The sequence below is a fragment of the Acinetobacter chengduensis genome (assembly GCF_003664645.1).
Taxonomy (GTDB): Bacteria; Pseudomonadota; Gammaproteobacteria; order Pseudomonadales; family Moraxellaceae; genus Acinetobacter; species Acinetobacter chengduensis.
In genome coordinates this window covers 1-14,024 of record NZ_RCHC01000032.1, presented here as the reverse complement: position 1 = coordinate 14,024, position 14,024 = coordinate 1, and the positions used below count along the sequence as shown (strand labels likewise).

16 protein-coding genes are annotated in these 14,024 nt (G+C 39.6%); 5 read left to right on the top strand and 11 right to left on the bottom strand.

Translation table 11 applies throughout. The features are described 5' to 3' along the window. Positions 1–30: 30 nt before the first annotated feature. The 6 genes from D9K81_RS17180 to D9K81_RS17155 all read right to left on the bottom strand — a co-directional run bounded on the left by D9K81_RS17180 (position 31) and on the right by D9K81_RS17155 (position 3,631). Positions 31–366 carry a carboxymuconolactone decarboxylase family protein gene (locus D9K81_RS17180; protein WP_074947809.1) on the bottom strand — a complete coding sequence of 112 codons (336 nt, stop codon included), beginning with the start codon at positions 364–366 and terminating at the stop codon, positions 31–33. A 52-nt stretch (positions 367–418) separates the two neighbouring features. Next, a complete protein-coding gene (locus D9K81_RS17175) occupies positions 419–814 on the bottom strand; it encodes a rhodanese-like domain-containing protein (RefSeq protein WP_121523863.1) in 396 nt (131 codons plus the stop codon). A 253-nt stretch (positions 815–1,067) separates the two neighbouring features. Further along, the gene (locus D9K81_RS17170) at positions 1,068–1,850 is read right to left on the bottom strand and encodes a sulfite exporter TauE/SafE family protein (RefSeq protein WP_016165473.1); all 783 of its coding nucleotides are present in this window, start codon (positions 1,848–1,850) and stop codon (positions 1,068–1,070) included. Positions 1,851–1,921: 71 nt separating this feature from the next. Further along, positions 1,922–2,794, bottom strand: coding sequence for an MBL fold metallo-hydrolase (locus tag D9K81_RS17165; protein ID WP_121523859.1), 873 nt, complete (start codon positions 2,792–2,794; stop codon positions 1,922–1,924). A 2-nt stretch (positions 2,795–2,796) separates the two neighbouring features. Further along, on the bottom strand, positions 2,797–3,213 hold the full coding sequence (locus tag D9K81_RS17160) for a YeeE/YedE family protein (protein ID WP_121523857.1): 417 nt from the start codon (positions 3,211–3,213) through the stop codon (positions 2,797–2,799). Between the two features lies 1 nt (position 3,214). Then, positions 3,215–3,631, bottom strand: a complete 417-nt coding sequence (locus tag D9K81_RS17155) for a YeeE/YedE family protein (protein WP_121523855.1) — start codon at positions 3,629–3,631, stop codon at positions 3,215–3,217. A gap of 122 nt (positions 3,632–3,753) precedes the next feature. Between D9K81_RS17155 and D9K81_RS17150 the strand changes: the two genes are divergently transcribed. After that, positions 3,754–4,065 carry an ArsR/SmtB family transcription factor gene (locus D9K81_RS17150; protein WP_121523853.1) on the top strand — a complete coding sequence of 104 codons (312 nt, stop codon included), beginning with the start codon at positions 3,754–3,756 and terminating at the stop codon, positions 4,063–4,065. A 230-nt stretch (positions 4,066–4,295) separates the two neighbouring features. Here D9K81_RS17150 and dsbG read toward each other — a convergent pair whose 3' ends face one another. Genes dsbG through dsbD form a run of 3 tightly spaced genes read right to left on the bottom strand, consistent with a single transcriptional unit; the run spans position 4,296 to position 7,834 of the window. After that, positions 4,296–5,045 carry a thiol:disulfide interchange protein DsbG gene (dsbG, locus tag D9K81_RS17145; RefSeq protein ID WP_121523850.1) on the bottom strand — a complete coding sequence of 250 codons (750 nt, stop codon included), beginning with the start codon at positions 5,043–5,045 and terminating at the stop codon, positions 4,296–4,298. A gap of 18 nt (positions 5,046–5,063) precedes the next feature. Further along, positions 5,064–5,909 (bottom strand): TlpA disulfide reductase family protein, encoded by an 846-nt coding sequence (locus D9K81_RS17140; RefSeq protein ID WP_121523848.1) that lies wholly within the window; start codon positions 5,907–5,909, stop codon positions 5,064–5,066. After that, the gene (dsbD, locus tag D9K81_RS17135) at positions 5,906–7,834 is read right to left on the bottom strand and encodes a protein-disulfide reductase DsbD (RefSeq protein WP_235831054.1); all 1,929 of its coding nucleotides are present in this window, start codon (positions 7,832–7,834) and stop codon (positions 5,906–5,908) included. Before dsbD ends, D9K81_RS17140 begins: the two co-directional genes overlap by 4 nt. A 144-nt stretch (positions 7,835–7,978) precedes the next feature. Here dsbD and D9K81_RS17130 point away from each other — a divergent pair, with 144 nt between their 5' ends. Both D9K81_RS17130 and D9K81_RS17125 read left to right on the top strand, forming a co-directional pair. Continuing rightward, positions 7,979–8,644 carry a response regulator transcription factor gene (locus D9K81_RS17130; protein WP_005404980.1) on the top strand — a complete coding sequence of 222 codons (666 nt, stop codon included), beginning with the start codon at positions 7,979–7,981 and terminating at the stop codon, positions 8,642–8,644. 3 nt (positions 8,645–8,647) lie between these two features. Beyond that, positions 8,648–10,015, top strand: a complete 1,368-nt coding sequence (locus tag D9K81_RS17125) for an ATP-binding protein (RefSeq protein WP_121523846.1) — start codon at positions 8,648–8,650, stop codon at positions 10,013–10,015. Positions 10,016–10,144: 129 nt separating this feature from the next. Here the strand turns inward: D9K81_RS17125 and D9K81_RS17120 are convergent, their stop codons facing one another. Further along, positions 10,145–10,492 carry a hypothetical protein gene (locus D9K81_RS17120; protein WP_121523844.1) on the bottom strand — a complete coding sequence of 116 codons (348 nt, stop codon included), beginning with the start codon at positions 10,490–10,492 and terminating at the stop codon, positions 10,145–10,147. Positions 10,493–10,585: 93 nt separating this feature from the next. Between D9K81_RS17120 and D9K81_RS17115 the strand changes: the two genes are divergently transcribed. Continuing rightward, positions 10,586–12,001 (top strand): aminotransferase-like domain-containing protein, encoded by a 1,416-nt coding sequence (locus D9K81_RS17115; protein ID WP_121523842.1) that lies wholly within the window; start codon positions 10,586–10,588, stop codon positions 11,999–12,001. A gap of 192 nt (positions 12,002–12,193) precedes the next feature. On the opposite strand, the gene D9K81_RS17110 is transcribed toward D9K81_RS17115, so the two are convergent. Then, positions 12,194–12,760, bottom strand: coding sequence for a recombinase family protein (locus D9K81_RS17110; RefSeq protein ID WP_207667526.1), 567 nt, complete (start codon positions 12,758–12,760; stop codon positions 12,194–12,196). A 627-nt stretch (positions 12,761–13,387) separates the two neighbouring features. Here D9K81_RS17110 and D9K81_RS17105 point away from each other — a divergent pair. Then, complete coding sequence (locus D9K81_RS17105) at positions 13,388–13,915, top strand: plasmid pRiA4b ORF-3 family protein (RefSeq protein WP_000537572.1); 528 nt, start codon at positions 13,388–13,390, stop codon at positions 13,913–13,915. Positions 13,916–14,024 lie beyond the last annotated feature (109 nt).

The window sequence follows — 14,024 nt, the reverse complement described above, 5'->3', positions numbered from 1 at the left end:
TTTCATCCCTCCATTTACGCCACTATCCAATCAGTTGGAAAACTCTTTAAATGCTTCCAGGGCATTTGCGGCATACATCAATGAAGGTCCACCGCCCATATACACCGCAACACCCAGAACTTCCTCCAGCTCCTGCAGGGTCATGCCCATTTTGACCAGGGTTCTGACATGAAAACCGATACAACCATCACAACGTGCAGCCACACCAATCGCCAATGCAATCAATTCCTTGGTTTTGGGATCAATCACACCATCATGCATTGCGATCTGGGATAATTGATTGAAACTTTTCATTAAATCAGGTGAATCCTGGCTGAGCGTTCTTAAACTGCCTGAAATGTTTTGGGTTAATTCTTTGTATTTCATGACTTTCTCTCAAACTAAACAATCAACAATAAGGTTTTGCTTATTCAATAGATTATTTTTGTACCGGATAGCCCTGCTCTAGCCATGCTTGAAATCCCCCTTGAACTGATTTAACCTGAGTAAAACCCATATTCTGCAAAGTATCTGTAGCCAGTGCCGAACGGCCGCCTGTACCACAGATCAAATAGATCGGCTGATCTTTAAGATGTTCCAGTGCCTGTAGGGTATCGCAATGATGGCTGGCTAAAGGATGCTGGTGAATCCTCATTTCTAAAACACCACGAGGATAGTTCACCGCACGGTCTATCGCTGCCGCCTGAAATTCATCTGGTTCCCGAACATCAATCAGAATGGTTTTATGATTTTTCATGGCTTCAAGTAAGTCATCTACACTCACTTCCTGAATCCGTCTTTTCGCATTCCGGATCAATTGCTCTGCAGTTTTCATCATTTTCATTATTCCTCGCTCATCAAAATCATATTTATATTTTACAAACTATAATTAAGCAGATTAAAAGCTCTTTGCTGTAAGCGCCCATCCCAGCTGTTACAGTAATCACGCTATTGCAAACCATCTATTTGTTAAAGCCATTTCAGACTCTACACCGGTTGGATATTCATTCAAATGACAGAAAAACAGGCTATTCATCTGTCATCCAGAAGCAGACTTTCTATCTCCGTCCGGAGAGCACTTCACGGGACTAGCCCATGAGTGCTGAATAGATTAAATACACAGCTACCCCAATCACAGTCGTGGCAAAAATTTTCTGTACCCGGTTACTTTCAATCCGGTGCATCAGACTGCGTCCAATCAACATTCCCACAATACAAGCCAGAACAAAAGTTAGCGTGACCGAAACAGGATATTGAAAACCATCCAGCACGTGTGCAGTAATACTGACACCGCCAATCAGGAAAATAATCATCAGGGAAGTCGCGACGATACTGCGCATATCGAGGTCGGTGAATTTACGCAGTGCCGGGACAATCACAAAACCGCCGCCCACCCCGAGCAAGCCAGTCAGCAAACCCGCCACTACGCCAATACCGGCGAGGAATGAGGCCGTTTTCACATTCCAGATCAGGCGACCGGTCGTTTGATTGACCTTACACGGTGGATTCTCATGGTCATTAACTTTGTTAAAGAATATCCGGTAAGCCACAATCAACATGACTAGACTGAAAGCCATCGTCAGCCAGACCGGAGAAACAATACCAGCCAGATTTACGCCATAGCGTGCTGAAGGAATACTGATCAGGGCGATCCAGAGCGCAGCGCGATAACGTACAATACGCTTGAATAAACCCTCGAACGTTCCGACCAAGGCAGACAGAGTCACTGCCAGCAAGCCCACAGGCGCAGCCTGTGCCACGGTCCAACCCTGACTCGCCATCAGTGCCGGTACAGCCAGGATACCGCCACCAGCACCGGTTAAACCCAGCAAGCCACCGATGGCCAACCCTTCCAGTATTAACACCCACATAGCCACTGTTCCTCTCTTTGCTAATGCAATTAAACAAAAGACCAAACTTTTTGTTTAATCTTGAAACATGTCTATTTGAAGTAATTGAGCGGAAGTTTTAAATAAGAAACCCCATTCTCTTCTGGCGTTGGAAACTGTCCACCTTTCATATTGATCTGAATGGAAGGCAGGATCAACTTCGGCATACTCAGTCCGGCATCACGCTGCTGACGCATTGCGACAAAATCTGCTTTACTTACCCCGCTATGCACATGAATATTATGCTGTTTCTGCATCTGAACAGTTGTTTCACACTGATACGCATGACGTGACTCAGGCAGATAGTCATGACACAAGAAGACCCGAGTATCTTCTGGTAGCTGATACAGGCTGTGTACCGAATCAAAAAGCGTTTCTGCACTGCCCTTTGGAAAATCACAACGTGCCGTACCATAGTCCGGCATAAACAGCGTGTCGCCGACAAAGACGGCATCTTCCACCACATAGCTCAGGCAAGCAGGTGTATGTCCCGGTGTTGGAATGTTATAGACATCCAGCTCACCGATTTTGAAATGTTCACCATCTTCAAATAAATGATCAAATGGCTGACTAGCATTCACCTGCTTGAGATCCAGATGATAAATTGCAGCAAAGGTTTCTTGCACCACAACGATTTTCTGGCTGATTGCAATTTTCCCACCCAGTTCCTGTTTCAAATATTGGGCTGCAGTCAGATGATCTGCATGAACATGGGTTTCCAAAATCCATTCCACTTCTAAAGTCTGTGCTTTGACATAAGCAATGATACGATCTGCCTGTGTGGTTGAAGTGGTTGCAGATGCCGCATCATAATCCAGCACACTGTCAATGATGGCACAGCGCTTTGTCATTGGATCGGATACCACGTAACTGAAGGTATTGGTCGCCTCGTCAAAAAAATCCTGTACCAGTGGGTATTTTGCCATGGTTATTCTCCCGCCCATTTACGGTGCAGCAATATGCCAATCAACATCGCGATAATAAAATAGAAGACCTGGTAATGCCCCAGGCCAATCAAGGTGAAACTTGGTGCTGGACATACCCCAGCAATCCCCCAGCCGATACCAAACAACAGGCTGCCAATGATTAAGCGTGGATCAAGTTTTTGACTGGTTGGCAATACAATAGGTTCGTTAAATACGGTTTTCGGTGCTGCAGAACGCATGGCTTTTTGAAATGGAATAAATGCCACGGCAATTGCACCCATCATGACAAAGGCCAGACTGGCATCCCAGTCACCAAACAGATCCAGGAAATCCAGCACTTTTTCCGGATTGGACATGCCTGAAACCATCAGTCCGACAGAAAAAAGAGCACCAAAAATAAAAGCTAAAATATTTTTCATTTTAAAATGCTCCAGTCACGTGACGAACAATATAAACAGTGACAAAACCAGCAAACATGAAACTCATGGTGGCCACGATGGAACGTTTAGACAAACGACTCATCCCGCAAATGCCATGACCGCTGGTACAGCCTGAACCTAAGCGTGTACCAAAGCCGACCAAGAGACCCGCAACCACCAGCATCAGCGGACTCGCATTCAATTCAATTTCTGGCTGAACAAACAGTCCATAGATAAATGGCAGCGTTATTAAACCCGCCATGAACCAGATCGCAGGTGTTTTAAACATCGTTTTAGGATTCAGCACCTGTCCGATTAAGCCACTGATGCCTGCGATACGACCATGCACATACAGGTAACCAACGACCGATACACCGAGCATCAAACCGCCGAGAAAAGCAATCAGGAAATCATGCATAGCGAGTCTACTTAAATTTACAATATATTTATTTATAATATATAATATATAATATTAATCAAGCATTCTGTGATATTCTTTCATAAATGATTTTTAACTATACACGACTGAAGGAGATCGTAATGAATACTGGAACTAATCAGGCTAAAATTGATTTTTCGGAAGTCGATATAGTCACAAACTACTTAAAAGTCTTATCAAATCCTGACCGCCTAAAAATTTTATGTGTCTTGGTAGAAGGCGAACTCAATGTACAGAAAATTGAGGAAAGCACTGATATTCATCAACCAACACTGTCCCAACAACTGACTGTACTGCGTAAAAATAATATGGCCAGCACTCGTCGTGAAGGTAAACAGATTTTCTATCAAGTATCTGACCCCAGAATCCTGACGATTATGCAAACCCTGCATCAGTTATATTGTGCTGCTTAAGCCTGTTTTTCATTCTAACTTGTACCATCGAGTGACTTTAACAAACTCATAATTCCTCAAGCTTTAACCTCAATATTCCTGCTCAAAGCGGCTAAAGATAATGGCAATACAATCTATACAGCATTACCATTACTTTATTTATACGACAGTTGAAAATATGAACCTGATGACTTTATAAAGTTTTCCATCATTTAACAAAATACCTAAAATCTCATATTCACCTGCGAAATTTATTTCTCAAAAATTTCTTTCAGATCCTTTGGCATGCCTTGAGCAGATTTAAAAGTGCCCTTACTGTCTCGCCACACCATGGAAGGTGTTGAGAAAAATCCATATTTCTCCATTAACTCCTGATTGAAATCAATTTTTTTTGCAATCTCTTGAGGAATTTTATTTTCCGGTTTTAAACGTTTCTTGCCTTTATTCACGTTCATATCAGTAAAAACTGCTGCAGGATCTTTTGACATCAGTAAAGTGGCAACTTGGGCACGACTTTCTTCACGTATGACACCGACCTGAATATGGCGTAATTGTACTTTTCCAGACTTAACCCATGGACGCGCCTGCTGCCAAAACTTATGGCAGTAAGGGCAATTGGGATCCGAAAAGACATAGACTATGCGTGGAGCATTTTTTTGGCCATCCTGGATCCATGTAGCCTTTTCCAAGGTTTTCCAAACATCATCCAGAACCGCTTCTTTGGCATGTTTATTCATGAGATCAACAGAAAGATTGTCTCCTTTGGCATTGTATAAATCACCCAGAATGTAATATTTCTGGTCATTCGCAATAAATACGGTTCCAGGATGCTGATTGTTGTGTCCCACCCAGCCAGTCATTCCTGTGGGCGCAGGAATTTGTTGAATAAACTCAAATCCTTCCTGCTCAATCTGTTTTTTGATAGCGCTATTGGCGGAAGTCAATGTTGCACTACCTGCAAGCAGCATGGAAATGAGGATACGTTGTATCGATGTATTCATAAAAATTCACCAGAAAAATTAAGGTTGGATGGATATCTTTTTTAAATATTGCTGCAACATCGCAGGGCTCAATTCACCCATATGACGCTCTACCAACTGTCCCTGTGCATTGAAAAATAAAGTGCTTGGTAGTCCAAACATATTCATCTGTTGTGGTATTTCTCCATATGGATCAAGCAGTACATGTTTAAATTTAAGATCATAACGTCTTAAATAATCCTGTACGGTTACTTGATCTTCTCCCTGATTAAGCATGACGAAATTAATCCCGGGATATTGATTATGTGCCTGCTGTAAAACGGGCATTTCACGGTGACACGGTGGGCACCAACTGGCCCATATATTGATCACTGTTGGCTGCCCGATAAACTGCTTGAGTGGAACGTTCTCTGAGATTTCACCATGTTGAATTAAGGACGAAAAACTTGAATCCGGAAAATGGGTTTCCTGTTTCAAATTGTTTTGAAAAGCAATGCCAAGACTCAGCAGCAGCGTAAAAATAAAGATAAAAATAGCCTTGGATTTACCAGGCAGTCCTTTATTTTTCCAAAGAAAGTATGGGATAGCAGTAACAATACCCCCGATGAGATGGAATCCTTTGTCCTGGATCTTGAAGATGTCGAGAGGTGATGTGGAATAGGCATCCCAATCTAACAATACAAAAACGATTCTTGCCCCGATGAGCCCAATCAGGACACTGATCCATAAAGAATCCCGAAAAACCTGGATCACTGCTTTATCCCATCGGAGTTTGTTGCTCACCATCTGGCCAATTATCGACACAGTCATCAATCCAATCAAAATAATGATTAATGTCCAGGGCAACATCAATGGTCCAAGGTGTAAGGCTTCAGATGAAATCATTCACGTTCGCCTATCTGAAGTTGCTCAAGTCTTGCGAGTAACTGGGCTGCACTAAATGTTCCTGTCAGTCGAAGTTCACGTTGTTCCTGATGTGAGACATCCAGCATGATCATGGTTGGTGGTCCCAGAATCTGCCATTGCTTTAATAATTCATCCTGGCTTGAATGATAATTTGTGAGATCGAGCTTAATCCTTGCGATATTACGAAGAGCATCTTGTACATCTTCACGCGGCAAAACTTCATGCTCAATGGGCTGACAGGCCACACACCAGTCCGCATAAACATCGATAATGACTGTCTGACCTTTAAAGCGAGCAAGGGCGCTACTCAGTTCATCCTCAGTATTCACCTGTTGCCATGCCAAGATCTGCTCTGCTTGGGTCACACTCATTTGAGCTAGGGCATGGTTAATATGCCATGCTCCTCCTAAAGCAATCATAATGCTTAAAATCATCACCATAGCTTTGGCTATGCTGCGAGATATATGAGGGAGTATTTTTAGCAAGCAATAGCCAGCAAGCAGGAGTAAAACCGCACCGAGTAAGATGAAATAGAGCACACTTGGAATTAACGGACGGATGAAATAAAGAGCAAGAGCCAGCATGACAAAGCCAAAGCTAAACTTAAGACGATCCATCCATAAGCCAGGTTTAGGTAAATATTGTGAACCAAACACTGAAGCAATAAATATGGGTAAACCAATACCCAGACCAAGCACAAATAAATAGCTTGCCCCCATCACGGGTTGATTCAACTGTGAAACAAATAATAATGCCCCGGCGAGTGGCGCACTCATACAGGGACCAACAATCAATGCTGCGATCATGCCCATCAATAAAGCACCTAGCAAGGTTCCGCCCTTTTGTCTTTGTTGCCACTGATCAAGGCGATGTAACACCCCTTGTGGCAATGACAAATGAAAAGCGCCAAATAAGTTAAATGCGAATACAGTGAATAGCAGTGCAAATAAGCCAATAAAAACTGGACTTTGAAACCATCGCTGAAAGCTATAACCTAGTTGTGCAACGGCTAGGCCCATCACAGCATACACGATGGCCAGCCCCAGAACAAAGGCTCCGGCAATAAATGCGGCCCGATAACCCGTTTTGCGCTGGACCAAAATACCCGAAAGGATAGGAATCAAAGGTAATGAACAGGGTAGAAAAGCCAATAAGATCCCAAGTCCTAAAAATACGAGCAAATTGACTAAAAGGTTCTGGTTGGATAATAGGTTAAAAAAGAATTGGTCATTATTCCATTGAGATTTAAGAGAGGCATTCGTCTGATCCTGTTGTATCTGAGGCTCTCTCTGGGTGCTTACTTCACTTGAGGCTTGTCTCTGGGATTCATCAGCGGCTTGTTCATCTTGTGGTACCGCTACCAGATTTTCAGGTTCTTCTACTGTGTTTTTATTCGTTGAATTTTCTGGTCCTAAAGCTGCCTTTTTTTGTTGTGCAACAGCTTGCTCAGATAACTGGGTTGGCACTAAAGTAGATGTTAAAGTTGATGTCACATTTAATAGTCTTTTACTCTCCGAGAATCTCTGGGTGGGCAATAATCCCTCGTCATCAGTTTGAATCGTAGTGCGTTGTACTGGATAGCATAAACCGCTTTCCGCACAGCCTTGCCACTGAATATTGAGTTGCTGATTAGGCTGTACCGGAATATGAGTATTGACTTGACCATAATGAACCTGGGTCCGCCCAAAGGTTGGATCATCTTTGTCTTGTGGTACTGGTAGGCTCAGTTTGAGTGCTTTCTGATCATGACTAACTTTGAGTTGATGATGATAGAGATAATAGCCATCGGCAATTTTCCATGTAAGTTCAGCACCCTCCTGACTGGTCGAGACTGCCTCAAACTGAAAGGCCTGATCAGGTGGCAAGAAATCAGCATGTGCTGTTCTTATTAAAACAGCTACCATTATCAAAAATATTCTCAACAACCACATCATCAATTTCAGCATCGTATTTAATGTTAGATGCCCTATTATTCAAAAACTAAAATTAAGAGAGCATTAACAGTAACAATCGCTTATAAAATAGATGAACAATCAATGGGAGTCCGCATGTTTGTCGTTTTGGTAGAAGATGATCCATATATTGCCCACAGTATTTGTGCGGCTTTGGATTTTTTAAATATTTCTGTCGAGCATGTCAGCACGGCAAGCGCGGCAGATTATTTTATCCGTCATAGCGCTGTTGATCTGTGCCTGCTCGATTTAGGATTGCCGGATCAGGATGGTTTGGAGTTACTTAGAAAATGGCGACAGGATCAGATTCATACACCGATACTTGTACTCACTGCGCGGATACAGACGCGGCAATGTATTGAAGCATTAAACTTAGGCGCTGATGACTATCTGACGAAACCATTTGAACTTGATGAGCTGGTTGCCCGTCTTCATGCTCTCACGCGTCGTCACCGCGGCTTTTCATCCAATGTTCTACAGTTTGAAGACTTAAGCTTAAATCAAGATACCCAAGAAGTATTTTATCAACATCAAGCGATCCAGCTTTCAAGGCGTGAATACAGTTTGCTTGAGACTTTGATGAGCCATCCCAATCAGATTCTGAAAAATGAGCAATTGCTCGACAAACTTTATGGGTATCAAGACAGCATCGAAAGTAATGCTTTAAATGTGCATATTTACCATTTAAGACAAAAATTAAATGCTGATTTTATTCAGACCATTCGTGGGGTCGGTTATATGTTTAAAGTGTCTGAATTATAACAGATGCGAAGCTATAGTTTGAAATGGCGTTTGGTCACAAGCTTATTGATGGTATTTCTTTGCCTGTGGAGTATTGTATTCGCCTGGTTGTATGTCGATCTGCAAAAACGCCTGCAAGATACCTTGGATCAACGACTTTCAGCTTCGGCACATATGGTCGCGCGTTTAATTCAACAACTCCCTATGAAAGCGATTAAAAACGAACTTATTCAACAAACCAATAAGTCTACCGATGCTGAAAATCTAATTGCTTGCGAAGTATCTTTATTCAGCTCAGATATTTCTGTGGGTCAACATGTTGTGGCAAAAACTCGAGGTGCGCCAGCTAACTTAAGTCAACAACAGCTTGGTTTTAGTACTTGGCAACAAAGTGAGATTGAGTGGCGTAGTTATGTGCTACGTAAAAATGATATCCAAGTTGTGGCTGCCGAACGTATGTTCTTACGCTATTCACTCCTACAGCAGATTCTACAATCAGTGCTTATTCCACTAATTTTATCACTGCTTATCTGTATTACATTGATTATTTTGATAATACGTAAAGAATTTAAAAGTCTTGATACCATTGCACAGCATTTGAGCCTAAAAGAATTAACACTTGGTGACGCGGCCATATATTTAATAAATCTTGACCCCAAAAACATTCCGCAAGAGGTACAACCTTTTGTCGATAATTCAACTCAGTTGATTCAAAAATTGCACCATAGTTTGGAAAATGAAAAAGTCTTCACCGCATATGCTGCACATGAACTGCGTAGTCCTTTAACGGCAATCAAAACCCATGTACAACTTGCTCAACTCATCGCACAACAACATGCCGGGCACGATTTACAGGATAATCTTCAACAAGCCAATATAAACATCCGCAGATATGCACAATTACTTGAACAACTTTTAGCATTGACAGCTATAGATCAGGATACTGTTCAGAAATTAGAAGCCACGAATATTACATCTGTACTGCAACAAGTCATTGCAGATTTACACCCAGTCTACCCTGAGCTTGATCAAAGTCTGGATATCAATTGGGCAACTTTAACAAGTATTTATCTTCCTGATTTTGCGCTTTATACAGTACTTAAAAATCTTATTGAGAATGCAGCCTTACATGCACAAACAGATATTATTACTATCAAAATGCAGGATAGCTCACTTTTCATTCAAGATAATGGAAAAACTTTAAGTGAACATGAGCTAAAACTTTTGGGGCAACGTTTTTGGCGAAAGTCTGCAGAACAACCAGGGCATGGCTTGGGATTATCTTTGGTTAAAACAATTCTAAGCAAATATGATTATGATATTAAGTTTTACGGGACATATCCTCAGGGCTTAACTGTAGAAATTTCCCCCTTTTATTCTTTAGCTAATTAAAAGGACTAGGTATGTGTTTGTTTTCTTCTGCCTTATGTAATGGCCATTATGTTAAATGGAGTTTTATTAATTAAGCATGATCTAATACCCTAAAATTGAGTATGCAAAATGCAGAGTATTTACCATAGATTATTTATTTAAAGCTAAAGTTAAAACCTGACTTTTTTTCAATGAATGTTGATCAATTTCACTTAAGAAATATTTTCCGCTCTCTTTTGTACATTCAAGTAATTTAGTATCTCGGATAAGACCTATCTGATTACCAGAATAAAATTTAGTATATAAAAATTTAATTGTTTTCTGCGATTTATCTTCTTTCTTCCATACCTCATAAGAGTCGAATTGACTAAGTTTTAAATAGCCTCTGACTAATGAAGAGCATACATAAGTCATTTGTCCAAGTTTAGGTTGATCTGTTTTACTTTCACATCCAGAACATAAGATAACTACAAGAATTGTAGTAATGAAATTATTCATAATTGATTGAATATATTGAGAAGATTTATTGCATTTTAGTTTTCTGATATAAAGATATACAGATACAATTTTTTTTTAAAAAAGAGCACAGATATGGCTTTTCAATATCAAATTTTAGCTGATCAAATTGCTAAAAAAATTAACTCGGGGGAGATACAGCCAAATCAAAAGTTGAGCTCATTGCGATGTTTTACCAAAAACCATAATGTCAGTATGACCACTGCAAAATCTTGTTATGAGCTTTTAGAGTCACAAGGTCTAATTTTTGTTAAACCTAAAAGTGGATATTTTGTAAGAACTACTAAAGAACAGATAAATTTTCCAATCCATCCCGAATTTGGATCTCATCCACGGATGATAACAAATTTAGAACTACAGAATGAAATACAAGAGGCCTCAATCAATCAACACAGAGTTCACTTGGGGGCAATTCAGCTTTCCCCTAAACTAATACCAACACAGACATTAAGGAGATCTCTTCAAAGAGCTTTAAAACATAGTGCACCAGAGGATTTTTTATATAGTGATAAACAAGGGCATATTAAGTTACGCCAAGCTTTATCAAATCACTGTGCTGAAGATGGAATTTATATACCAGAAGAATCAATTTTTATAACAAGTGGGTGTATGCCTGCCTTATCTACGATCATACAAATGCTGACTCAAGTCGGTGATAGCGTTATTGTTCCAATGCCTAACTATAATGGACAACAATTATTATTAGCTAATTTAGGTAGAAAGATTGTAGAAACACCTGCTTCACATACAGGAATAGATCTACATCGCTTAGAGCGGGTTATGGCAAATTCAGGAGCAAAAATATGTCTTTTGACAGCTAACTATCAAAATCCTTTAGGTTTTTGTCTAACTAATGATGAAAAAGAGCAAATTGCTAAATTGGCTGCTAAATATAAGTGTTTTATCGTTGAAGATGATATTTATGCTGAATGCGGGCACAGTTTACATCGTCCCCTACCTATCCAATATTGGGATAAAGAAGGCTATGTGTTTCTTTGTAGCTCAATTTCGAAATCTTTGTCACCAGCCTATCGTATTGGCTGGCTTTGTTTACCTCATCAACAAGAACATCTCAAAGAGAAACTTCTATCACTTCTGAGTATTGTAAACACACCATTACAACTAGGTTTAGCGGATTTTATTAACAGTAGATCGTATAGGGCCCATTTAAATCAATTAAGGCCCACGTTAATGAAACAAGTTGAAGAATATCGCCAGTTTATTGTGAAAAATTTTGAAGGTCTAGATATAAAGTTAACGCAACCACAAGGTGGATATGCCTTATGGATTCAATTACCAGAAAAAATTGATAGCTTAGATATTTATAAGTTTGCAAAAGAACAAGGAGTTAATATAGTCCCAGGAGAAGTCTTTGGGGAAGATAAGAGATATTCAAATTTCATAAGAATAAGTGCTGGATATCCTCTGAACATCTATATTTGCAAAGCATTACTTACATTAAAAGTTTGGATTAAAAACACGTGTTATTAGCTTAATATTTTAAAGTACTTCTAAAATTAACATAATACACGTTATTCGAAATGTAATTAAATTATCATATAAAATCAGCAAGATAGTGCATTGTAAAAAGCCCACTCACCCTCGAATGGGCTTTTTCATGGATTTATCACGTTCCACGATTTTTATAAGCTAAACTAAATATAATCGCCAATTTCAATTGAGTTAATCACATACTTTCAAATACCGATATACCGCCTGACGACTAATTCCAAATGCCTGGCCTAATGCCATTTTTGAAGAGTACTTTCCTTCCTTCCATGCTTGTCTTAAAGCTTCAGCCTGGTCAGGTTTCAATTTATGTACACGACCTTTATATTTCCCTTGAGCAGAGGCTAGTTTTATTCCTTCCTTTTGCCGTTCCAGAATGATTTCACGTTCAAATTGTGCAAAAGCCCCCATCAGTTGCAGCATTAAATTATCCATCGGGGTAGATTGAGCAGTGAAAGTAATATTTTCTTTTACAAACTGGATGGCAATCCCTCGTTTGACCAGTTTATCTACTTCAGTGACCAAATCTTTTAAGCTTCGCGCAAAACGATCCATGGAATGTACTATCACCCTGTCCCCTTCCCGGACATAGTTCAACATTTCTTGAAATTTCGGTCGGTCGGTATTTTTACCCGAAGCACGGTCAACAAAAATCCGATCGACTTCTATCCCGTCAAGTTGACGCCCAGTATTTTGCTCGACCGAACTCACTCGCACATAACCTACTTTTTGGCCTTTCACTCTTTCTCGCCCCAATTGGATAAAAATGAACAATTTTGTAAATTATAAATCTTTAATATCAAAGTTACATGTTACTTATGATTAAAAATCATTTAAATGGTACATGGTTTTACGAACTTTTAAAGTGTTATTTTAGGGTATAGTCAAAAGTAACGAATATTTTTCCGAAAATAATCTCTAGCGAATTTGGCTAACTTGGCTAACACAGAATTTTTAACGCTCTAAAAAAACAGTAAAAATGGGTGGACTAAAAAATGAAATCCCCTTGGGAGTTTCATGCGCTAAAATTAGCGAGTTAAGTGTCGGTTTTTACAGGGGCTAATACACGGATTGACTACTGAAAACAAGATCCAGTTCCTAAATACGAAAAAAGAGGCTTTTGGAGCCGATTCTTTAAGCCATATGGCTGATTTGATTGTTCACCTGGGCTTATTAAAACCGTGGAACATTGCTTAAATAGTAAGCGTGGAACATGAAAAAGCACGAAAAAGCCGTTCTAGTGCGCTGAAGCCTAGAACGGCTTAGTATAAGTTTATGATTTATATGAAATAAAAGAAATCATTTCGTATAAGGTGTATTATGTTAATTTTAGATTTACTAAAACTATTTTTTGAGAACTAGGCTGTTATGGGAACTGTAAAGCTCAAATCTTCTGATGAAGTTTTTCAATTAAAAATTAGTCTGCTAGGTAGTGATCCTGAAATCTGGAGAACTATTCAAATTTCATCGGCAGCTACTTTATCTAGGCTCCATAAGGCAATTCAATCTGCTTTTGATTGGGAAGATAGCCATTTACATGAATTCACGACTATTAAGCATGAAAAGATCAATAAAAGACAAAAATTGAAAGAAGTTCTACGTGTAGGTAAAAAAATTATATATACATATGATTTTGGCGATTGTTGGGAACATTTGATTACTGTAGAAAGCAGACAATCTCCTGATTTAAATAAAAAATATCCATGTTGTATAGATGGTCAAAATCATGCTCCATTTGAAGATATTGGAGGAATTTTTGGATATCTTGATATTTTAGATGCATTACAAGACCCCAAACATCCAAGATATGACGATTACATGCAAATTATCGAGGATGAAATAGGAGAGATAGAGTTTGATCCGACCTACTTTAATTCACATGATATTAAGTTTTAAACCTGATTTAACATAAGGGCTGTTATACGCAATAAAAAAACCTGGGCACCAACCCAGGTCTAAAATTTAAAAAATAGATAAATATCAGTGCAATAAACTCATTTTTCTA